Annotated in this window: 19 protein-coding genes; 9 read left to right on the top strand and 10 right to left on the bottom strand. The window is 71.9% G+C overall.

Annotation, left to right across the window (positions count from 1 at the left end; genetic code table 11):
• Positions 1 to 9 precede the first annotated feature (9 nt).
• From GA0070612_RS07600 to GA0070612_RS07575, 6 genes are all read right to left on the bottom strand, one after another.
• Positions 10 to 1,188: a MarP family serine protease gene (locus GA0070612_RS07600; protein ID WP_088987270.1), complete on the bottom strand. Its 1,179-nt coding sequence runs from the start codon at positions 1,186 to 1,188 to the stop codon at positions 10 to 12.
• A gap of 63 nt (positions 1,189 to 1,251) precedes the next feature.
• Positions 1,252 to 1,944 (bottom strand): NUDIX hydrolase, encoded by a 693-nt coding sequence (locus tag GA0070612_RS07595; RefSeq protein WP_088987269.1) that lies wholly within the window; start codon positions 1,942 to 1,944, stop codon positions 1,252 to 1,254.
• On the bottom strand, positions 1,941 to 2,594 hold the full coding sequence (locus GA0070612_RS07590) for a TlpA family protein disulfide reductase (protein ID WP_088987268.1): 654 nt from the start codon (positions 2,592 to 2,594) through the stop codon (positions 1,941 to 1,943). Before GA0070612_RS07590 ends, GA0070612_RS07595 begins: the two co-directional genes overlap by 4 nt.
• Positions 2,591 to 3,400, bottom strand: coding sequence for an endonuclease III (nth, locus tag GA0070612_RS07585; protein ID WP_408630537.1), 810 nt, complete (start codon positions 3,398 to 3,400; stop codon positions 2,591 to 2,593). Before nth ends, GA0070612_RS07590 begins: the two co-directional genes overlap by 4 nt.
• A 19-nt stretch (positions 3,401 to 3,419) precedes the next feature.
• Positions 3,420 to 4,598 (bottom strand): CapA family protein, encoded by a 1,179-nt coding sequence (locus tag GA0070612_RS07580; RefSeq protein ID WP_088987266.1) that lies wholly within the window; start codon positions 4,596 to 4,598, stop codon positions 3,420 to 3,422.
• A gap of 56 nt (positions 4,599 to 4,654) precedes the next feature.
• Positions 4,655 to 5,317: an adenosylcobinamide amidohydrolase gene (locus GA0070612_RS07575; protein ID WP_088987265.1), complete on the bottom strand. Its 663-nt coding sequence runs from the start codon at positions 5,315 to 5,317 to the stop codon at positions 4,655 to 4,657.
• A 143-nt stretch (positions 5,318 to 5,460) separates the two neighbouring features.
• Here GA0070612_RS07575 and GA0070612_RS07570 point away from each other — a divergent pair, with 143 nt between their 5' ends.
• From GA0070612_RS07570 to GA0070612_RS07530, 9 genes are all read left to right on the top strand, one after another.
• Positions 5,461 to 6,138, top strand: a complete 678-nt coding sequence (locus GA0070612_RS07570) for a Crp/Fnr family transcriptional regulator (protein ID WP_007466162.1) — start codon at positions 5,461 to 5,463, stop codon at positions 6,136 to 6,138.
• 108 nt (positions 6,139 to 6,246) lie between these two features.
• On the top strand, positions 6,247 to 6,990 hold the full coding sequence (locus tag GA0070612_RS07565) for a metallophosphoesterase family protein (RefSeq protein ID WP_088987264.1): 744 nt from the start codon (positions 6,247 to 6,249) through the stop codon (positions 6,988 to 6,990).
• A 680-nt stretch (positions 6,991 to 7,670) separates the two neighbouring features.
• Positions 7,671 to 8,276: a TetR/AcrR family transcriptional regulator gene (locus GA0070612_RS07560; protein ID WP_088987263.1), complete on the top strand. Its 606-nt coding sequence runs from the start codon at positions 7,671 to 7,673 to the stop codon at positions 8,274 to 8,276.
• A 37-nt stretch (positions 8,277 to 8,313) separates the two neighbouring features.
• Positions 8,314 to 9,111 (top strand): TIGR03084 family metal-binding protein, encoded by a 798-nt coding sequence (locus tag GA0070612_RS07555; protein ID WP_088987262.1) that lies wholly within the window; start codon positions 8,314 to 8,316, stop codon positions 9,109 to 9,111.
• Positions 9,108 to 10,844 (top strand): acyclic terpene utilization AtuA family protein, encoded by a 1,737-nt coding sequence (locus GA0070612_RS07550; protein ID WP_088987261.1) that lies wholly within the window; start codon positions 9,108 to 9,110, stop codon positions 10,842 to 10,844. Before GA0070612_RS07555 ends, GA0070612_RS07550 begins: the two co-directional genes overlap by 4 nt.
• A complete protein-coding gene (locus tag GA0070612_RS07545; protein ID WP_088987260.1) occupies positions 10,841 to 12,037 on the top strand; it encodes an acyl-CoA dehydrogenase family protein in 1,197 nt (398 codons plus the stop codon). The genes GA0070612_RS07550 and GA0070612_RS07545 overlap by 4 nt, the downstream gene beginning before the upstream one ends.
• Positions 12,038 to 12,092: 55 nt before the next feature.
• A complete protein-coding gene (locus GA0070612_RS07540; protein ID WP_088987259.1) occupies positions 12,093 to 13,694 on the top strand; it encodes an acyl-CoA carboxylase subunit beta in 1,602 nt (533 codons plus the stop codon).
• Positions 13,695 to 13,705: 11 nt separating this feature from the next.
• Positions 13,706 to 15,694, top strand: coding sequence for an acetyl/propionyl/methylcrotonyl-CoA carboxylase subunit alpha (locus tag GA0070612_RS07535; RefSeq protein WP_088987258.1), 1,989 nt, complete (start codon positions 13,706 to 13,708; stop codon positions 15,692 to 15,694).
• Positions 15,691 to 16,881, top strand: a complete 1,191-nt coding sequence (locus tag GA0070612_RS07530; protein ID WP_088987257.1) for an acyl-CoA dehydrogenase family protein — start codon at positions 15,691 to 15,693, stop codon at positions 16,879 to 16,881. Before GA0070612_RS07535 ends, GA0070612_RS07530 begins: the two co-directional genes overlap by 4 nt.
• 178 nt (positions 16,882 to 17,059) lie before the next feature.
• On the opposite strand, the gene GA0070612_RS07525 is transcribed toward GA0070612_RS07530, so the two are convergent.
• Genes GA0070612_RS07525 through GA0070612_RS07510 form a run of 4 tightly spaced genes read right to left on the bottom strand, consistent with a single transcriptional unit; the run spans position 17,060 to position 20,597 of the window.
• Positions 17,060 to 18,073, bottom strand: coding sequence for a hypothetical protein (locus GA0070612_RS07525; RefSeq protein WP_088987256.1), 1,014 nt, complete (start codon positions 18,071 to 18,073; stop codon positions 17,060 to 17,062).
• Positions 18,070 to 18,417 (bottom strand): PadR family transcriptional regulator, encoded by a 348-nt coding sequence (locus GA0070612_RS07520; RefSeq protein ID WP_088987255.1) that lies wholly within the window; start codon positions 18,415 to 18,417, stop codon positions 18,070 to 18,072. The genes GA0070612_RS07525 and GA0070612_RS07520 overlap by 4 nt, the downstream gene beginning before the upstream one ends.
• 51 nt (positions 18,418 to 18,468) lie before the next feature.
• Positions 18,469 to 19,659: a hypothetical protein gene (locus GA0070612_RS07515; protein ID WP_088987254.1), complete on the bottom strand. Its 1,191-nt coding sequence runs from the start codon at positions 19,657 to 19,659 to the stop codon at positions 18,469 to 18,471.
• Positions 19,656 to 20,597 carry a transporter substrate-binding domain-containing protein gene (locus tag GA0070612_RS07510; protein WP_088987253.1) on the bottom strand — a complete coding sequence of 314 codons (942 nt, stop codon included), beginning with the start codon at positions 20,595 to 20,597 and terminating at the stop codon, positions 19,656 to 19,658. Before GA0070612_RS07510 ends, GA0070612_RS07515 begins: the two co-directional genes overlap by 4 nt.
• Positions 20,598 to 20,704 lie beyond the last annotated feature (107 nt).

Raw genomic sequence — 20,704 nt, 5'->3', positions numbered from 1 at the left:
ACGCGGCGCTCAGGTGCACTCGCCGGTGGCCACCTGCCGGTTACGTTCCGCGCCGGCCAACGCCACCGGCCGAGCCTCGGCAGCGGTCACCGCGAATCCGGTGTTCGGGTCGTCGGCCGCAGCCGCGAAGATCACGCCGAGCACGAGGCCGTTGGCGGACAGCAGCGGACCGCCGGAGTTGCCACTGCGCACCAGCGCCCGGATCGTGTAGATCTCCCGCGTGACGTCACCGGAGGAGTAGATGTCCGGCCCTTTGATCTTGTCGACGTCGCGGATCCGCGCCGACTGCGCGTTGTAGGGGCCGTCGAGGGGGAAGCCCAACACGATGGCGTCCGAGCCGCTGCCCGCGTTGCCGGCGGCGAACCGCAGGGACGGGCCGGGCAGCCCGGGCACCAGCAGCACCGCCAGGTCCCGGTCCGGGTCGTAGACCACCACCTTGCCGTCGTACCGCTCGCCGCCCAACTCCACCGCGACCGAGCGGGTGCCGGCCACGACGTGCGCGTTCGTCATCACCCGGTCGTCGGCGTACACGAAGCCGGAGCCCTCGATGCGACGCGAGCAGCCGGGCGCGGAACCGAGCACCTTGACGACCGACCGCTGACCGTTGACCACCACCTGCGAGCCGGCCAGCGCCGGGTCGGGCGGGTCGACCTGCCGGGCCCGGGTGGGCGCGAGATCACCGAAGACGTCCGGGAAGCCGTCGGTGTCGACGGTGTCCTCCAGCGCGGTGGACAACCGGTGGGCCTGGTCCGGCACGATCTGGTTGACCACGCTGATCAACGCGCTGTTGCGCACCGAAGCGGCGAGCCAGGGCACCGAGGACGAGCCGAGCGGCACCGCCACCAGCCAGGCGAGCAGCAGCACCGCGAGCAGCGACACCAGCGCGCCACCCACGTCGTCGACCCGTTTGCCCACGTCGCTGGTGATCGTCTTGCGCAGGTGCGAGCCGAGCCAGCCGGCGAGCGCCTGCCCGACCACGGCCAGCCCGAAGATCGCCACGAGCGAGATCAGCACACGGGTGCCGGCGTCCACGAACTGTCGGGCGAACAGCGGCCCGAGCTGGAGACCCAGCAGCAGGCCGAGGAAGAAGCCGGACAGCGAGGTGATGCCGATGACGAAACCCTGGCGGTATCCGCTGATCGCGAACACGAGCATGAGCAGCAACAGGACGAGATCCACGACGGACACGGGTCAAGCGTACGGGCAGTGCGCCCGCCAGATGACCATCGCTTGCCGAAGGTGACCGTGCGGTCAGCGCAGGGCTGTCTCGTCAGCCTCGTCGGTGCCCGCCGACGGCGCCGGGGTGGCCCCGCTCGGCGGCAGCTCGACAACCCGGTCCCGCGGCCACGGACGCGCCCAGCCGCCCATCTCCAACAGGGTGGCCAGCACCCCGGCGGTGAAGCCCCAGACGAGCATCCCGCGTGCCGAGAACGCCGGCCCGATCCAACCGCTGGGGTGGCGGACCCGCAGCCGGTTGGCCGGGTCGACCAGCTCGCTGACCGGCAGGCGGGCGACGTGGGCCACCTCGGCCGGCTCGCACGGGTAAACCCGGTGCGGGTCGTGCCACCAGGCCAGCACCGGCGTGACCACGAAGTCGCTGACCGGGATCCACAGTTTCGGCAGCTCGGCGAGCACTGTCACGCTGGTCGGGTCGAGGCCGACCTCCTCGTTCGCCTCACGCAGGGCGGTGGCCCGGGCGTCGGCGTCCTCCGGGTCGGCCGCGCCGCCCGGAAAGGCCGGTTGGCCGGCGTGGTTGCGCAGGGTGGCCGCGCGTTGCAGGACCAGCACGTCCGGGCCCGCGCCGGGCTGCTCGCCGAGCAGCACCAGCACCGCGCTCTCCCGGCCACCTTCGGCCGGGGTGGTCAACCTGGTGAAGTCCTCGGCGCGGGCGGTGCCCAGCCGGGTCAGCAGCGGGTCGAACCATGCGGGTGGTCGACGGGTCACGCCGGCACCGTCAGGCCGAGGTGCTGGCGGACCAGCTTGGCGAGCTGGGCGTCGTCGAGCGCGCCGGTGGCGTCGACGTGCCGGATCCGACCGTCGGCGTCGACGAAGAGGGTCAGGGGGAAGGCGTTGCGCTCCAGCTTGCGTTGCAGCGCGTCACCCTGGTCGACCAGGATCGGGAACCGGACGCCGAAGTCCTCACCGATGGACTGCGCGCCGCTGCGGCTGTCCCGAGTGTTGACGCCGACCACCTGGAGCTGGCCTTTGGCACGCTCACTGAGGCGCTGGAAGGCGGGCAACTCCTTGCGGCACGGCCCGCACCAGGACGCCCACACGTTGATCACCGCTGGCCCGGCCACGTCCCGTAGCGCGACGGGGGCGCCACCGGTGAAGCAGGACAGGGTCAGCTCCGGCAGCGCCCGCACCCCGGCGGCGGGTGCCGCCGTGCCGGAGCCGGGCGTGCCCGGGCTCGCCGTGCCGGAGCCGGATGCCGCGGCGGTGGGCGACGTGGTCAGCGTGGCGCAGTCCCGGAACGGCGACGGTCGCTCGGCGGCGGCCGGTCGGGGAGCGGGCTCGTCGCCGGCCTTGTCCGCGGTGCAGCCGGCGACGGCCAGGAGCAGCGGCAGGACGAGCAGGGCGAGGCGGCGGTTCACGGCACCTCCGCAGCGACCGCCTGGGCGGGCACCAGATCCGGGTCGACTCCGGCGGCCACCGCGAGGTCACGGGCCCGAGGGCCCTTGAGCAGCTTCGCGGCGGCTGCCGGCTCGGTCGGCCCGGTGGCGTAGGAGGGGCAGAGCTTCGCGAGCGTGCACGCCCCGCAGGCCGGCTTGCGGGCGTGGCAGACCCTCCGCCCGTGGAAGATGATCCGGTGCGACAGCATGGTCCAGTCGCGCTTGGGGTAGAGCGCGCCGACCGCGTGCTCGATCTTCACCGGGTCCGTCTCGGTGGTCAGCCGCCACCGATGGACCAGTCGCTGAAAGTGCGTGTCGACGGTGATGCCCGGGACGTCGAAGGCGTTGCCGAGGATCACGTTGGCGGTCTTGCGGCCGATGCCGGGCAGCGTCACCAGGTCGACGAGACGGCCGGGGACCTGCCCGTCGTACCGCTCGACGAGGGCCTGCCCGAGCTTGAGCAGCGAGTCGGTCTTGTTGCGGTAGAAGCCGGTGGGCCGAATCAGCTCCTCCATCTCGCCCCGGTCGGCCCCGGCGTACGCGGCGGCGCTCGGGTAGCGGGCGAAGAGCTTGGGGGTGACCTCGTTGACCTTCTTGTCCGTGCACTGCGCGGAGAGGATGGTGGCGACGGCCAACTCCAGGGCGTTGGAGTGGTCCAGCTCACAGTGGGCGTCGGGGTGCGTCTCGGTCAACACCCGGCCGATCTTGCGGGCGCGGCGTGTGCGCCCGAGGTCGGTCTCGCTGACGGCGGGAGGACTACTGGTCACGACGGTCAGCCTACGTCGCACCCCGGACGTTCCCGACCCGTCAACCGGCGGTGGGCGGCGAGATCTTGCCCTGCCCGTCGAGCCGGGCGCCGGCCTTCGGGAAGTCGGCACTGCTCAACTCGGTGATCAGACCGAGGCCCCTCTTGTTCGGGTCCATCGTCGGCTTGCCGGCGTCGTTCATGTACGTCGAGGTGAACGAGCCGCCGGCCCAGCTGCCGTCCGGCTTCAGCGACACCTTCAGCACGCCGCCCCAGCCGAGGCGACCGTCGTTGTTCAGGGAGTTGCCGCCGCCGGCGAAGTTGCCCAGGCTGTACGCGATGAGGCGCCCCTTGTAGAACTCCATCCCGCGCAGCACGTGCGGCCCGTGCCCGACGATCAGGTCGGCTCCGGCGTCGATCATGGCGTGGGAGAACTTGACCGGGTCGCCCCGGTTCTCGCCCAGGAACATCTCGGTGCCCGGCTTCACCCGGGTCTTCTCCGCTCCCTCAGCGCCCATGTGCACCTGCACCACGACCAGGTCGGCCATGGTGGCGGCCTTGGCGACCACCGTCTTCGCCTTGGCGATGTCGACGAGGCTGTTCGACCAGACGTACGACGAGAAGCCGGCGACGGCGACCTTGACCCCCTTGACGTCGACCACTGTGATCTGGTCGGGAGCGCCGGTGTGCTTCAGGTCGTACTTCTCCAGCGCCTTCTGGGTGTTCTCGTAGCCCTTCGGCCCGTAGTCGTACCCGTGGTTGTTGGCCTGGTTGAGCACGTCGAATCCGGCGTCGCGCAGGTGTGCCGCGTACTCCGGCGGGGCTCGGAACTGGAAGCACCGGGTGGAGTTGGCTCCGCACTTGCCGGTGCCGGTGTCCACCGTCAACGGCTCTTCCAGGTTGCCCATCACCACGTCGGCCTTCAGCGCCTCGGTGACCGAGGTGAAGAAGCCCTTCCCACCGCCGGCGGGCAGCCGGCTCGGCGCGTTGCCCATGATGATGTCGCCGGTGGCGGAGAGCGAGATCGCGTCGCCGGCACCGGAGGCCGCTGGCCCGGTGGCGCCCGGTTCGGCAGTGCCAACCGGCGCGCCGGTGCCACCGCCACCGGCACCGGGTTGCCATACGGGAGCCTCGCCACCCGCATCGGAGCAGCCGGCGACGAGCAGGGCGGCCAGCAGTGCGGCGAGGCTCAGGGCGACACGGCGACGCGGTCGGGACGCGAGGGGGGCGGGAGCATACATCGCCCGCGACCCTACCGGGCCGTAAACGCGCCGACGACAGCCGATCGGTCGAATCTTCAGGCGCCAACCTGCTCTGACCAGGGCACGACCGGTTGGGAGCCTCCGGCGAGCACCGCCGCGTGCACCGCACGAGCCAGCGGGGCGCCCCAACTGGAGCGCGGCCCCCCGTAGGCGGCCTCCGGACCGTCGACCGGGCACAGCACGGTGACCGCGTCGGTCGGGGTGCCCGTCCCGGGCAGCCCGAGCTCGCTGATCGCCTGGGTCTTCGCCTCGGTCGCCGTGGCCACCGCGTTGACGAGTGCCGAGTCGGCGAGCCGGGCCGGCACGTACACCACGATGTTGACAGTGCCGACCCGCTGGACGAGCGCGGCCGGCGTCGGCGCGGCCGCGAGCACCGGCGTGCCGAGCCCGACCGTCGCCCAGACCCGCACCCCGGTGTCGGTCCGGGCCACCACCTCGCCCACGTGCACCCCGGTCAGCAGGCCGACCCCGGGCCCGTCGAGGGCCAGGTCGGCGGCGAGCGCCGCCAGGTGCGCGGCGGGGTCACCACTGTCGTACGACATGGGTACGGTCGCGTTCAGCACCCACCGCCGGATCCCGATGCCACCGCCCAGCGGGCCGCTGCTGACGGTCCGCAGGGGCGCGGTCGCGCGCCAGAAGAGCAGTGGAATGTCCCGCCCGTCCTCGGCACGGCTGGTCAGAGTCGGCTCGCTCAGCACGTCGGGCAGGTTACGCCCACCGATCAAGATTCCAGGGGCGACCTCTGATTCATGCTCATGTGCGCCTAGACTTGGCGGCGCGCGAGGGGATCAGCGGACGGCGACCCCGGCCGACGGACGGCCCGCGTAACCGGAGGTGCGCGATGGACGAGGTACTGGCCCGCAGCGGGATCTTCCAGGGTGTCGACCCGGAAGCTGCCGAGGCGCTTGCCAAGGAGATGGAGACGATCGAGGTCCGCAAGGGCGAGATCGTCTTCAATGAGGGCGAGCCCGGCGACAGTCTCTATATCCTGCTGTCCGGGAAGATCAAGGTTGGTCGCCGCGCAGCGGACGGCCGGCAGAACCTGATCGCGGTCATGGGGCCGTCGGACATGGTGGGTGAGCTGTCGCTCTTCGACCCTGGTCCGCGTACGGCGACCGCTACCGCGGTGACCGACACCCGGTTGGTGCGACTGCGCAAGCAGGCGCTGCGACCGTGGTTGAACAACCGCCCGGAGATCGCCGAGCAGTTGCTCCGGGTGCTCGCCCGGAGGCTGCGTCGGACGAACGACTCGCTCGCCGACCTGATCTTCACGGACGTGCCGGGTCGGGTCGCCAAGAACCTGCTCCAGATGGCCGGGCGGTTCGGCACCCGCGACGGCGGCGTCCTGCGGGTGACCCACGACCTCACCCAGGAGGAGATCGCCCAGCTCGTCGGCGCCTCGCGCGAGACGGTCAACAAGGCGCTGGCCGACTTCGCCTCGCGCGGATGGCTTCGGCTGGACGGCAAGAGCATCATCATCCTGGACCCGGAGCGCCTGGCCCGCCGCGCCCGCGTCTGAGCCGTACCTCAGGTCCCCGCCTCCCGTCATCGACGGTGGGCGGGGACCTTTCGTCTGCTGGTCGCAGAAAGACTGGTTCGGCGCGGACGGAGCGGTGAGGGTGGGGCCATGGTGAACAGAGTTGCCGTGCTCTCCGACATCCATGGTGTCCTTCCCGCGTTGGAGGCCGTGCTGGCCGAACCGGACGTCGCCGCCGCCGACCTGATCGTGCTGACCGGCGACATCGCGACCGGCCCGCAGCCGGTCGAGGTGCTGGACGTGCTCGCCGGCCTGGGTGACGGTGTCTGCTGGGTGGGCGGCAACGCCGACCGCGAACTGGTCGAGGCGCGAGCCGGGAAGGCCGCGTCGATCGAGGTGTCGAACTGGGCCGCCGGGCAGCTCCGCGACGACCAGGTGGCCCGTCTCGCGGCCCTACCGGCGACGGCGACGTACGCGATCGACGGCCTCGGGCCGACGCTGTTCTGTCACGCCACTCCTCGAGACGACGAGGAGGTGGTGCTCGTCGACTCCCGGATGCCGCGCTGGGCCGAGGTGTTCGCCGGCCTCCCGACCGAGGTCACGACCGTGGTCTGCGGCCACACCCACATGCCCTTCACCCGACTGGTGGACCGACGCCTGGTGGTCAACCCGGGCAGCATCGGCATGCCGTACGGGGGCGCGGGCGCATGGTGGGCACTGCTCGGGCCGGGCGTCCAGCTGCGTCGTACCGCCTTCGACGTGGACGCGGCGTGCGCCCGCGTGGCCGCGGAGTCGACCTTCCCCGACGCTGCGGCCTGGGCCGACGAGTACCTGCGTTCCCAGCACAGCGACGCCGACGCACTGGCCGTCTTCGGCCCCCGGGACGGCCGCTGACGCGCCGGGCCGTCCCGGCGCCGGGCTGTCCCCGCGCCGGGCTGCCCCTGCGCCGGGCTGTCCGTGCGCCGGGCTGCCCTCGCCCCGGCGTCCTCGGCTGGGCCGCTGACCCGCCGGCCGTCCTCACGCCGGCCGTCCTCGGTTTTCGCGACGCCGACCCAGCAGGTGGCGGCAACCCGGGGTTGCGTGCCTTTGGAGCTGAATCGTTTGCGACATCGGCGCGAGCGATCAGAGGAGAAGAGCACAGGAGGCAAACAGCAGGAGTGATCGGTGCGAGCAACCCGCGAAAGCGACCGGCGGATGCGACATCGGCGCAAGCAACCGCCGGACGTGGCCGCCCAGACGCAACCGCCAGATGCGCCCAACGGGCACACCCACCGCGCACGCCCACCGGCCGGACGGGCGGCGGCCTCCCGGGCTCGCCAGCGGTTCGACCGTCGGATGATTCGTTTGTGTTATCAGCTCCAAAGCGAGCCAACACATCGTGACCCGCCGGCTTCGGCCTTCCGAAGCCCGGCCGCTGGATGCCAGCCGACAGACGCCGGACGCGGACGCCGCACGACAGCCGCAGACGCCACACGACAGCCGCGCCCGCTCCCGCCAGCTCGCTCGACCGACCGGCAGCACACCTAGAAAAAGTCAGTCTTGACTGTTTGTTTCGTTGGCAGCAGGCTGTTCGCGTGCCTTCCACACCGACGCGAGTCCCTCAGCAGGAACGCAGTCGTGCCACCCAGGCCCGGCTGCTGGAGGCGACCGTCGACTGCCTGATCGAGCACGGCTGGTCCGGCACCACGACCACTGTCGTCGCCGCCCGGGCCGGTGTCTCGCGGGGGGCCCAGCTGCACCACTACCCGACGAAGGCCGCGCTGGTGACGGCCGCCGTGGCCCACCTCGCCGAGCGGCGGGCCGCCGAGTTGCGCACCGAGGCCGAGGCGTTGCCGGCCGGGCCGCAGCGCCTCGACCGGGTGATCGACCTGCTCGGCGTCGCGTTCACCGGGCCGCTGTTCGTGGCCGCACTCGAACTCTGGGTCGCCGCCCGCACCGACCGGGAACTCCGGGACGCCCTGGTGCCGCTGGAGGCGACAGTCGGCCGGGAGATGCACCGACTCACGGTCGCCCTGCTCGGCGTCGACGAGCGTCGACCCGGCGTCCGCGAAGCGGTGCAGGCCACCCTCGACCTGCTCCGCGGGCTCGGAGTGGCCAACCTGCTCAGCGACGACTCCGCCCGCCGTACCGCCCTGTTGGCCACCTGGAAGCGCCAGCTCGCCACCCTGCTCACGCCCTGACCACCGGCCGCACCGGCCACCACCGACCGGAGGCACCATGGTCGACCTCACCGACCTGCTCGCGGATCTGGCCGCCGAGTCCGCCCGACTGGACGCCCTGGTGGCCCCGCTGCCGGCAGCCGACTGGGCCCGTCCCACCCCGGCGCCCGGTTGGAGCATCGGACACCAGGTCGCGCACCTCGCCTGGACCGACCACGTGGCGCTGCTCGCCGCCACCGACGCCGAGGCGTTCTACGCGACGGTGGTCAGCGCACCGGACCCGACCCGGATGGTCGACGCGGGCGCCGAGGAATTCCTCGCCCCGCCGCAGGAACTGCTTCACCGCTGGCGGACCGGGCGGTCGGCGCTGGCCGACGCGCTGAGCACCGTCCCGGCCGGCGAGAAGTTGCCCTGGTACGGCACCCGCATGTCGGCCACCTCGATGGCCACCGCCCGGATCATGGAGACCTGGGCACACGGAGAGGACGTGGCGGAGACCCTCGGCGTCGTCCGCCCCGACAGCGAGCGGCTACGGCACGTCGCGCACCTCGGTGTGCGTACCCTCGGGCACGGTTTCGCCGCCCACGGCCGGGCGGCGCCGACGACGCCGGTCCGGGTCGAGCTGGTCGGGCCCGGCGGCGACACGTGGAGTTGGGGGCCGGCGGACGCCGCCGACCGGGTGAGTGGCCCGGCTCGGGACTTCTGCCTGCTGGTCACCCAGCGCCGGCACCGCGCCGACCTCGCGCTGGTCGCCACCGGCCCGGTCGCCGACGAATGGCTCGACGTGGCGCAGGCGTTCGCCGGGCCGCCGGGCGTCGGCCGTGAGCCGGCGGGCGGAGACGGGGTACGAGCGTGATCCGCATCGGTAACGCCTCCGGCTTCTACGGGGACCGGTTCACCGCCTGGCGCGAGATGCTCGACGGCGGTGAGCTGGACGTGTTGACCGGTGACTACCTGGCCGAGTTGACCATGCTGATCCTCGCCCGGGACCGGCTGCGCGACCCCGACCTGGGCTACGCGAAGACGTTCCTGCGTCAACTGGAGACCTGCCTCGGCACCGCCCTGGACCGTGGGGTGCGGATCGTGACCAACGCCGGCGGGTTGAACCCGGCCGGCCTGGCCGCCGCCGTCGACGCCCTCGCGACCCGGCTGGGCCTGGCCGCGAAGGTGGGGTACGTCGAGGGCGACACGATCCAACGACCGGATGCGTTGAGCGCCAACGCCTACCTGGGCGCGTTCGGGATCGCCGCGTGCCTCGACGGTGGCGCGGACGTGGTGGTCACCGGCCGGGTCACCGACGCGTCGCTGGTGGTCGGCCCGGCCATCGCCCGGTACGGGTGGGGTCGCGACGACCTCGACCAGCTGGCCGGGGCGACGGTCGCAGGCCACCTCGTCGAATGCGGCGCGCAGGTCACCGGGGGAAACTTCAGCTTCTTCACCGAGCTGCCCGACGGAGGGCACCGACCCGGTTTCCCGATCGCCGAGGTGTACGCCGACGGCTCGACGGTGCTCACCAAGCATCAGGGCACCGGTGGCGCGGTCACCGTGGAGACGGTCACCGCACAGCTGCTCTACGAGATCGGCGGGCCGGCGTACCTGGGGCCGGACGTGGTCACCCGACTGGACACGGTGGCGCTGAGCCCGGACGGACCGGACCGGGTCCGAGTCTCCGGCGTCCGGGGCACCCCGCCGCCGGCCACGCTGAAAGTGGGCGTCAACAACCTCGGTGGCTTCCGCAACTCGATGACGTTCGTCCTCTGCGGACTGGACGTCGAGGCGAAGGCGGCGCTGGTACGCGGGCAGGTCGAGGAGGCGGTCGGCACGGACGGGTTGGAGTTCACGCTGGCCCGCACCGACCACCCGGACGCCGCCGACACCGAGGCGGCCAGCGCGCTGCTGCACGTACACCTGCGGCACGGCGACAAGGCACGGGCCGGGCGGGCGTTCTCGGCCGCCGCGGTGGAACTGGCGTTGGCTTCGTACCCGGGCTGCACGCTGACCACGCTGCCCGGCGACGCGACACCGTACGGTGTCTTCACCGCCGACGAGGTGCCGCAGCACGCGGTGGCTCACGTCGCGGTGCTGCCCGGCGGTGAGCGGGTGTCGGTCGCCCCGCCGCTCCGTACCGCACCCACGTCGAAGGACGAGACGACCCCGGGCGGGAACGCGACGGCTGACGGCCCGACCCGCCGTGGCGCGCTCGGCGAGCTGGTCGGCGCGCGCTCCGGGGACAAGGGTGGAGATGCCAACCTGGGCGTCTGGGCCCGCAACGACGCCGCGTACGGGTGGCTGCGCGACTGGTTGACAGTGGCGCGCCTGGCGGAGCTGCTGCCGGAGACCGCGCCACTGTCGGTGAAGCGCTACGAGCTGCCGAACCTGCGTGCGGTCAACTTCGTCGTCGAGGGTCTGCTCGGGGAGGGGGTGGCCGCGTCCACCCGGTTCGATCCGCAGGCCAAGGCGCTCGGTGAGCTGCTGCGGGCCCGGATCGTCGACCTAGCCGCCGACGTGCCGACCGAAGCAGGCGGGCCGACCGAAGCAGGCGGGCCGACCGAAGCAACCCGGCCCGCAGCGACCGGGGTGACCCGATGAGCATCGTGGACACGCCGGAGCGGCGGCAGCTTCGGGAGCTGACCCGGGCCTTCGTGACGCGCGAGGTGTTGCCGCACCTGGACGACTGGGAGCGGGCCGGTGAGGTGCCCCGGGCGCTGCACGCCACCGCCGCGAAGATCGGTCTGCTCGGCATCGGCTTCCCCGAGTCGGTCGGCGGCAGCGGCGGTGACCTGCTCGACTCGATCATCGTGACCGAGGAGCTGATCCGCGCGGGTGGCTCGTCCGGGCTGGTGGCGGCCCTGTTCACGCACGGCATCGCGCTGCCGCACATGGTCGCGGCGGCTGGTGCCCACACCGGGGGTTCGCTGGGCGGCCGGCTCGGCGGCACCCCGTCCCCGGGGGAGGACGGCCTGATCGAGCGGTACGTCCGACCCACCCTGGCCGGCACGATGATCGGCGCGTTGGCGATCACCGAACCGGACGGCGGTTCCGACGTGGCCGGCATCCGCACCACGGCCCGCCGGGACGGCGACCACTACGTGGTGAACGGGTCGAAGACGTACATCACCAGCGGGCACCGGGCCGACTTCGTGACCACCGCCGTCTGCACCGACTTCCCGGGTAGCGGCGCGCTCACCCTGCTGGTGATCGACAAGGACAGCCCCGGGTTCACGGTGGGACGCCGGTTGGAGAAGCTGGGCTGGCACTGCTCGGACACCGCCGAGCTGTCCTTCGTCGACGTGCGGGTGCCGGTGACGAACCGGATCGGCGCGGAGGACACCGGCTTCCTGGCGATCATGCAGAACTTCGCCGCGGAGCGGCTGTCGCTGGCCACCCAGGCGTACGCGACGGCGCAGCGTTGCGTGGAGCTGGCCGTGCGCTGGTGCCGGGACCGGGAGACGTTCGGGCGTCCGCTGGCCAGCCGGCAGTTGATCCGGCACCGGCTGGCGGAGATGCACACGCGGGCCGAGGCGGCCCGGTCGTACGTGCACGAGGTGGCCGGCCGGGTCGCCGCTGGCGAGCCGGTGGTGACCGAGGTGGCGATGGCGAAGAACGTGGCCGTGGCCGCCTGCGACCACGTCGTCGACCAGGCACTGCAACTGCACGGCGGCTTCGGCTACCTGCGCGACGCGGAGGTGGAGCGCCACTACCGCGACGCGCGGATCCTCGGCATCGGCGGCGGCACCACCGAGATCATGAACGAGATCATCGCGAAGGGCATAGGGCTGTGAGCGCGAGGAGTGAGCCGATTCTGCGAGCCCCGCAGTCGCGAACGAAGGAGGCACCGTGAGCACTCTGGACAGCGCGATCGACCCGACGGCACCCGGGTACGTGGCGAACCGGGCAGCCCTGCTGGAGCGGCTGGCCGAGTTGGATGCCGCTCTGGACCAGGCGCGGGCGGGCGGCGGCGAGAAGTACGTGTCCCGGCACCACGGGCGCGGCAAGTTGCTGCCCCGGGAACGCATCGAGTTGCTGGTGGACGCGGACAGCCCGTTCCTGGAGTTGTCGCCGGTCGCCGCGTTCGGCACGGACTTCCCGGTCGGGGCCAGCGTGGTGACCGGGATCGGGGTGGTCGAGGGCGTGGAGTGCCTGATCGTCGCGAACGACCCGACGGTACGCGGCGGCGCGGTCAACCCGTGGTCGCTCGCGAAGACCCGGCGGGCGGGTGAGATCGCGTTGGCCAACCGGCTGCCGATGGTCAACCTGGTCGAGTCGGCCGGGGCGGACCTGCCCACCCAGGCGGAGATCTTCATCCCGGGTGGTCGGGTGTTCCGTGACCTGACCCGGCTCTCGGCGGCGGGCATCCCCACGGTCAGCGTGGTCTTCGGCAACGCGACGGCCGGTGGCGCGTACGTGCCGGGGATGTCCGACCACGTGATCATGATTCGGGACCGGTCGCAGGTCTACCTGGCCGGGCCGCCGCTGGTGAAGATGGCGACCGGCGAGGTCACCGACGACGAGTCGTTGGGTGGCGCGGAGATGCACGCCGGCACGTCCGGGCTGGCGGACCATCTGGCCGAGGACGAGCGGGACGGGATCCGGTTGGCCCGCCAGTGCGTACGCCGGTTGAACTGGCGCAAGCACGGCCCGCCGCCGCGTTCGGCGGTGCCGCAGCCACCGAAGTACGACCCGGAGGAGCTGCTCGGCATCACCAGCGCCGACCTGAAGGTGCCGTTCGACCCGCGTGAGGTGCTGGCCCGGATCCTCGACGGCAGCGAGTTCGACGAGTTCAAGCCGGCGTACGGGGGCGCGTTGGTCACCGGCTGGGGTGAGCTGCACGGTTACCCGGTGGGCGTACTCGCGAATGCCCGCGGGGTGCTGTTCAGCGAGGAGGCGCAGAAGGCGGCCCAGTTCATCCAGCTCGCTAACGCCGCCGACACCCCGTTGATCTTCCTGCAGAACACCACCGGCTACATGGTCGGCACCGAGTACGAGCAGCGCGGCATCATCAAGCACGGCGCACTCATGATCAATGCGGTGTCCAACTCGACGGTGCCGCACCTGACGGTGAACCTGGGCGCCTCGTACGGGGCCGGCAACTACGGCATGTGTGGCCGCGCGTACGAGCCGAGGTTCCTGTTCACCTGGCCGAACGCGAAGTCGGCGGTGATGGGCCCGGCGCAGCTCGCCGGTGTGCTGTCGATCGTGGCCCGGCAGGCCGCCGCCGCACGGGGGCGCGACTACGACGAGGAGTCCGACGCGGCGATGCGGATGATGGTCGAGCAGCAGATCGAGTCGCAGTCCGGTGCGCTGTTCCTCTCCGGCCGGCTCTACGACGACGGGGTGATCGACCCGCGCGACACCCGTACCGTCCTCGGGCTCTGCCTCTCGGCGATCCACAGCGGACCCGTCAAGGGTGCCGACGGCTACGGCATCTTCCGGATGTGAGGGGTCAATCGATGATCGAACGCTTGCTCGTTGCCAACCGGGGGGAGATCGCGCGCCGGGTCTTCGCGACCTGCCGGGCGCTGGGCGTGGACACGGTGGCCGTGCACTCGGACGCGGACGCCGACGCGCCGTTCGTCCGGGACGCCGACCAGGCGGTCCGGCTGCCCGGGAACACTCCGGCCGAGACGTACCTGCGGGTCGACCTGATCCTGGACGCGGCCCGGCGCACCGGCGCGGACGCCGTCCACCCGGGTTACGGGTTCCTGGCCGAGAACGCCGAGTTCGCGGCGGCGGTGACCGACGCCGGGCTGACCTGGGTCGGGCCGCCGGCCAAGGTGATCGCCGCGATGGGCGACAAGCTGGCGGCGAAGACGCTGCTCGCCGAGGCGGGTGTGCCGATGCTGCCGAGCTGGACCGACGCCGACCAGGTCACCGACTTCCCGGTGCTGGTGAAGGCGTCCGCCGGTGGTGGTGGCCGGGGGATGCGGATCGTCCGGGACGCCGCGGAGCTTGCCGAGGCCGTCGCCTCCGCGCGCCGCGAGGCGGCTGCGGCGTTCGGCGACGGCACCGTCTTCATCGAGCGGTACGTCGAACGGGGCCGGCACGTCGAGGTGCAGATCTTCGGCGACACCTACGGTACGGTCGCCGCTCTCGGTGTTCGGGAGTGCTCGATCCAGCGCCGGCACCAGAAGATCATCGAGGAGGCGCCCGGGGTCGTCGGGGCGGAGCTGCGGGAGCGCCTGCACGAGGCAGCGGTGGCGGCCGGGCGCGCAGTGGACTACGTGAGCGCCGGGACTGTGGAGTTCCTGCTGGCACCGACCGGGGAGTTCTTCTTCCTGGAGATGAACACCCGCCTCCAGGTGGAGCACCCGGTCACCGAGCTGACCACCCCGGTCGGGCTGGACCTCGTCCGGCTGCAACTGCTGGTGGCCGAGGGCGACCCGCTGCCGGAGCACGGCCAGCACCCCGCAGCGCGGGGCTACGCGATCGAGGCGCGGCTGTGCGCCGAAGATCCGGCGCAGGGCTGGCGGCCCGCCACCGGCACGCTGCACCGCTTCGACGTGCCGGGAGTGGACCGCGAGTTCGGCTGGCTCCAGCGGGCCGGCCTGCGGCTGGACTCCGGCGTGGTGGCGGGCTCCGAGGTGGGCGTGCACTACGACTCGCTGCTCGCCAAGGTGATCGCCGTGGCGCCGACCCGGTCCGAGGCAGTCCGCGCGCTGGCGGGCGCGCTGGCGCGGGCCGAGTTGCACGGGGTGGCAACCAACCGCGATCTGCTGGTCCGGGTGCTCCGCAGCCCGGAGTTCGCGGCGGCCGACATCGACACCGGTTTCCTGGACCGGCACCCTGAGGTCTTCGCCCCGCTGCTCCCCGCCGAACAGGTTCCGGTCACCGCCCTCGCCGCCGCGCTCGCCTCGGCTGCCGGCCGTCGCGTGTCGTCCCCGGTGCTCGCCGGGCTGCCGTCAGGCTGGCGCAACGTACCGGCGGTCCCGCAGGTCACCCGGTTCACCGGCCCCGACGGCGAGATCGAGGTCCGCTACCGGCTGGACCGCACGGGCGGCCTCGCCGAATGGTCCACCGACCCGTCGGCCGACGACGCCACGGTGGCGCTGGTCGAGGCGACCCCGGACCGGGTGGTGCTCGACGTCGACGGGGTCCGCCGCGCGTTCCGCGTACACCGGGTGCTGTCGACGGTCTTCGTGGACGGCCCGGGCGGGGCGGCGAGCCTGACCGAGCTGCCGCGCCTCCCGTTGCCCACCGCGGAGGTGGCCGCCGGGTCGCTGCTCGCGCCGCTGCCGGGCGCGGTGACCCGGGTGCACGTCCAGGTCGGCCAGCGGGTCGCGGCCGGCGAACCGCTGCTCACGCTCGAAGCGATGAAGCTGGAACATCCCGTGCTCGCCCCGACCGACGGTGTGGTCGCCGAACTGCCGGTGCCGGCCGGCGGCCAGGTCCGGACGGGCGCCGTGCTGGCTGTGGTCACTACCGAGGAGGATCCCCGATGACCTTCGACCTCACCCCCGAGCAGGATCAGCTACGCGACGCCGTGCGGGCGCTCGGCCGTCGCTACGGCCACGGTTACTTCGTCGAGAAGGCGAGGGCCGGCGAACACACCACCGAACTCTGGGCGGAGGCCGGCCGGCTCGGCTACCTGGGGGTCAACATCCCCACCGAGTACGGCGGTGGGGGCGGCGGCATCACCGAGCTGGCGATCGTCTGTGAGGAGTTGGCGGCGGCCGGCTGCCCGTTGCTGCTGCTGGTGGTCTCCCCCGCTATCGCGGCGACGGTGCTGACCCGGCACGGCACCGAGGAGCAGCGCAAACGACACCTGCCCGGTCTCGCGGACGGCTCCCAGAAGATCGTCTTCGCGATCACCGAGCCGGAGGCGGGCTCCAACTTCCACCGGCTCGGCACCGTGGCCCGCCGCGACGGCGACGGCTGGCTGCTCAACGGTCGTAAGTGCTACATCTCCGGTGTCGACGAGGCCGGTCACGTGCTGGTGGTGGCCCGTGTCGCCGTCGATGACGGCCCAGCCGGCTCAGGGGATACGTCTCCGCAGCGGCTCAAGCCCGCGTTGTTCCTGGTGCCGACCGACGCGGCCGGGTTGACCAGATCCAAGCTGGACATGGAGATCGTGTCCCCGGAGAACCAGTTCCTGCTCTACCTGGACGACGTGCGGGTGCCCGCCGACGCGCTGCTCGGTGAGTCGCTGGACGCCGGGCTGCCGGCGCTCTTCGCCGGGCTCAACCCGGAGCGGATCACCGTGGCGGCGATGGGTGCCGGCACCGGCCGGTACGCCATCGAACGGGCCAGCGAGTACACCGCCACCCGCAAGGTCTGGGGTGGTCGGAGCATCGGTTCCCACCAGGGCGTCTCGCACCCGTTGGCACACGCGGCCGTGCAGGTGGAGCTGGCCCGCCTCATGATCCAGAAGGCGGCCACCCTCTACGACGCGGGCCGCGACCTGGAGGCTGGGGTGTCCGGCAACATGGCCAAGTACGCGGCCGGGGAGGCCGCCGCGCTCGCCGTGGACACTGCCGTCCAGGTGCTCGGCGGGGCTGGCATGACCACCGAGTACGGGGTGGCCACGCTGCTCGGCGCGGTACGGGCCGGCCGGATCGCCCCGGTCAGCCGGGAGATGATCCTCAACTTCGTCGCCCAGCACGTCCTGGGTCAGGAGAAGTCCTACTGACCCCGCCGACGGGCGGGCCGAGCCGGCCCGCCCGGCGGTTGATCAACTCGGCTTCCTTGATTCGGGGGTGGTTGATCAACTCGGCTTCCTTGATTCCGGGGTGTCCGAAAGCCAGTGACACCCCGATTTCCAGGAGACCGAGTCGATCAGCCGCTCGGCCACGTGACGTGCGGCCTCCTCACGCGCCCTGTGTGCCCGACCGCTCCCGGCGGTGCAGGATGGCCACGGCCACCGCGAAGAGCAGTGCGGGCGTCAGCACCAACGCCAGCCACTGCGTCGGGGTGAGCGCAGCGAGGACACCGTCGTGGGTGGAACGCTGCAGGAACGGCCCCGTGGCGCCGAGCCCCACCCGGGTGAGCAGCAGCGTGACCCCCACCGGCACCACCAGCGCGAGCAGGCGTCGCCGCAACACCGCCGGCGTCGACAGGATGACAAGGGCGAAGAGCAGGTATCCCGCGGTCAGCAGGATCGCCTCGATGCGGCCGACGCCGACGGTGAAGATCCACGTGCCGTACACGGGAGTCGTCGAGTCATCAGCACCAGTCACCTGGGCGACGCTCGGAGCACCGACGCTCATCAGCGTCGCCGCCGCCAGCGTGCCGAGCCTCCAGCGCCTGAGGGAAGCCGTGGCGGAACGGGGAGCACGGACGGCGAGCATCAGCGGAACCATCGCGGCGAGCACGGCGGGCCAGAGATTGCGCACTGTGGAATATTGCCCGTAAGCCTCGGCGACCCGCACCACCTCGAACGCCGCGCAACAGACGGCGATCGCGGCTGCCGCCCGGCCCCACCCGAACACGGCCGACACCGCCACGGTGAGCCACAGCAGCGCCACCAGACCGACCGGCCAGAGGACGAACCTCTCTCCCAACCCCTCGGGATAGCTGTCCGCGAACATGGCGAGGTGCAGCACCGGAACTCGCGCATCCCGCACGAACAACATCAACGCGGCGATCAGCCCGATTGCCTGCGCCGCCTCCCGCCACGCATAGCCCGAGAATCGGACACCGGCCTGCCGGACGTGCGCACCGACCGCCCCGCCGAGCAGGGAGAGTGCGTCTCGCATCGCGGGCCTGCGCTGACCCGGCCGGGCGTCGTCCAGCAACACCCCGATCATCTCGTCCTCGTACTGCCGCCGGTAGGCGCGCGGGTAACAGGCCATCAGCCACCGGTACGACTGGTCCAGTGTCATGCCGCACCGCCGTCGAGGATGAAGCCGGCACGACGCAGCCGTACGCTGGCCGCTTCGGCGTTGCTCCGCAGGCGCGCCGACTCCTCGGCCAGGCGTTGGGCTCCCGACGCGGTGAGTCGGTAGTACCGCCGCAACCGGGACTGCACCTGCTCCTCCCGCTCGATGTCGACGAGACCCTCGGTCCGCAGCCGGTCGAGGGCCGCGTAGAGGGTGCCGGCGCGCAGGTCGACGCGCCCGTCGGAGATTCGGCGGACCTCTTCGAGGACGGCGTACCCGTGCCGTGGTGCCTCGACGAGCGCGGTGAGGATCAGGTAGGTCGCTTCGTGCAGGGGAGCCTTCGTCATCGCCGCAGCATATACCGCGCGACTGTATATGCAGGGCTCTTGACTCAGCGGTCAGAGCGCGGTGCGGCAGGCGGCGTCGATGCGGTGCACCGGGCGGACCCGTCGACCCATGCCCTCCAACAGGGAGTCCTCGACATGGAAGTCGTGGATGCGCAACTGGTGCCGGGGCAGCTCCTCCTCGCTCGGGCAGAGCACCTGCGCACGGACCAGATCGACCGGGACGTACCGGACCCCGCCCTGCTCCTGAAGGATCACCATGTTGACGTCGTCGGTGGTGACCACGTGCCCGCGTACGTCCTCGGTCGGCCCGCTCTCCGGGCCCACGGTGGTGACGGTCAGCGGCAGCACCGGAGTGCTGATCACCGGCACCGCGGCCCAGACCAGCGTGACCAGCACCGCCACCTCGGTCACCGACGCCAGCGGCCGGATCACCAGGCCCGGCAGGGGCCCGGCGATGAACAGGGCGAGCAGCGGAGGCACCACGATGAGCGCCAGCACCAGCCCCTCATCGCCCTGCTTCACCGCCTCGCGCAGTGTGGGCAGCATCAGCCAGCCGTACCCGGCGAGCAGCGCGACGATGATCAGCAGCCGTGGCAGCACCCGCTCGTGCAGGCGGGCGGGGCGGAGTTGGAACGCGGCCACGAAGGCCGGCAGCAGCAACGGAAGGTAGAGCAACGGCCAGGTGATCAGAGCGAGCAGGAAACTGGCCAGGACCACCCAGGCCGGGGTGATGTCGGCCCAGCGGGCGAAGAGCGGACGGCGACGGGTGCCCGGCGGCAACTGGTCGGCACTGACGGCCAGCACCGCCCCGAGCGCGAAGACGGCGACCATCCCGGTCGAGAGCAGCCGGGCCGCCGTGGTCAGGAAGCCGGCGAGCAGGTTGACCGGCCCGACGTTGGCGACCAGCAACAGCGTGGTCTGGAGTTCCCCGCCGGCTTCGACGCCGAGGCGGAGCACCGAGAAGATCGCCGGTACGCCCACCACCGCGGTCCAGAACGACTGGCTGGCTCGGGCGCGCCGCTCGGCCGGATCCCACCGGACCCGCCCGGGCTCGACCTCGGCGACGACCGGCTCGGCGGGTTCGGCGACCGGAACTCCGGCCGGCCAGTCGACGGTGTCCGCAGCACCGGCCACGGGCACCGTACCGTCGCCGGCTGGTGCGGTGGCGTCGTCACCCGGCACGGATCGGCGGGGCGGCGGGACCGGGCCGTCGCCGCCGGCGGCGGTGGTCGCCGCGCTCACTTCGCGGGCGCCTTGTCGTCGAAGTCGACGAGCTTCGGCACCTCCAGCGGTTGCGGCTGGCGCTTCTCGGCCGTCAGCCACGGACCGAGGGTCTGGTTGTACGCGGTCTGCCACGGGCTCGCCTGCTCGTCGCGGCCCTGCTGGTAGCTCTTCTGCAGGAAGAACGCGACCAGATCGCGGAGTGCCGGGTCGCCGATCGGCACGCCGATGCCCAGCAACTCGCTGGTGCCGAAGGGCAGGTCGACGATCTCGAACTCCTTCGGGTGCCGGGCCAGGAAGCCGGCGAGGATCGTCTCGTCGGAGCTGACCGCGTCGTAGCGGCCGGCCCGGATGCCGTTGACGCAGTCACCCACGGTCTTCACGACCAACGCCTTGACCTGGTGACTTCCCAGCTCGGCCTCGGTGGTGGAGCCGCCGCTGGTGCAGATCTTGTAGTCCGGGTTACGGAGGTCCTCGATGGTGCTGATCTTGCCCTTCAACCGGGTCGGCACCATCACCTCCTGGGTGGTGACGAAGTACGGCCCGGCGAAGCTCACCACCTTCTTGCGCTCCTCGGTGATGGAGAAGCTGGAGACCACGAGGTCCACAGTGCCGCCCTGGAGCGCGGGGATCCGCTCCTCGGTGGCCACCGGCACGAACTCCAGCCGCTGGTCCCCCTCGTAGCCCAGGGAGGCGGCGATGTACTTGGCGATCTCGACGTCGAAACCGGCGTGCTTGCCGTTCCGCAACTCGCCCATCAACGGCTCGTTCGTGGCGACACCGATCCGCAGCTTCGACTGGCCGTAGATGTGCGTCTCGCGCATCTTCTCCTGCACCGATTGCAGGTCGGGCTCCTGCCGACTGTCGCAGCCCGCGGCGGCGGCCAGGGCGAGGGTGAGGGCGACGGCCAGCGTCGACGCGACCGAGCGGAGCCGGGACTGCGACCTGCCTGAGTTCATGGGCGACCTCGCTGCCGGAAGAGCCTGCGGGACACCGAGAGTAGCGGCTCTCGTCCACTGAGTGTGGACGTCGACGACGATGTCGGACGGGTCCACCGATCGATGTT

This window comes from Micromonospora chokoriensis (assembly GCF_900091505.1).
Lineage (GTDB): Bacteria > Actinomycetota > Actinomycetes > Mycobacteriales > Micromonosporaceae > Micromonospora > Micromonospora chokoriensis.
Note: the sequence above shows the minus strand (reverse complement) of the source record. Positions and strands in the feature narration are given on the sequence as shown.

Coding starts and splice junctions, on each gene's coding strand:
- GA0070612_RS07535 (WP_088987258.1), top strand. CDS start 13,706: ATGATCGAACGCTTGCTCGTTGCCAACCGGGGGGAGATCGCGCGCCGG.
- GA0070612_RS07520 (WP_088987255.1), bottom strand. CDS start 18,417: ATGACGAAGGCTCCCCTGCACGAAGCGACCTACCTGATCCTCACCGCG.
- GA0070612_RS07510 (WP_088987253.1), bottom strand. CDS start 20,597: ATGAACTCAGGCAGGTCGCAGTCCCGGCTCCGCTCGGTCGCGTCGACG.
- GA0070612_RS07530 (WP_088987257.1), top strand. CDS start 15,691: ATGACCTTCGACCTCACCCCCGAGCAGGATCAGCTACGCGACGCCGTG.
- GA0070612_RS07545 (WP_088987260.1), top strand. CDS start 10,841: ATGAGCATCGTGGACACGCCGGAGCGGCGGCAGCTTCGGGAGCTGACC.
- GA0070612_RS07555 (WP_088987262.1), top strand. CDS start 8,314: ATGGTCGACCTCACCGACCTGCTCGCGGATCTGGCCGCCGAGTCCGCC.
- GA0070612_RS07580 (WP_088987266.1), bottom strand. CDS start 4,598: ATGTATGCTCCCGCCCCCCTCGCGTCCCGACCGCGTCGCCGTGTCGCC.
- GA0070612_RS07525 (WP_088987256.1), bottom strand. CDS start 18,073: ATGACACTGGACCAGTCGTACCGGTGGCTGATGGCCTGTTACCCGCGC.
- GA0070612_RS07570 (WP_007466162.1), top strand. CDS start 5,461: ATGGACGAGGTACTGGCCCGCAGCGGGATCTTCCAGGGTGTCGACCCG.
- GA0070612_RS07565 (WP_088987264.1), top strand. CDS start 6,247: ATGGTGAACAGAGTTGCCGTGCTCTCCGACATCCATGGTGTCCTTCCC.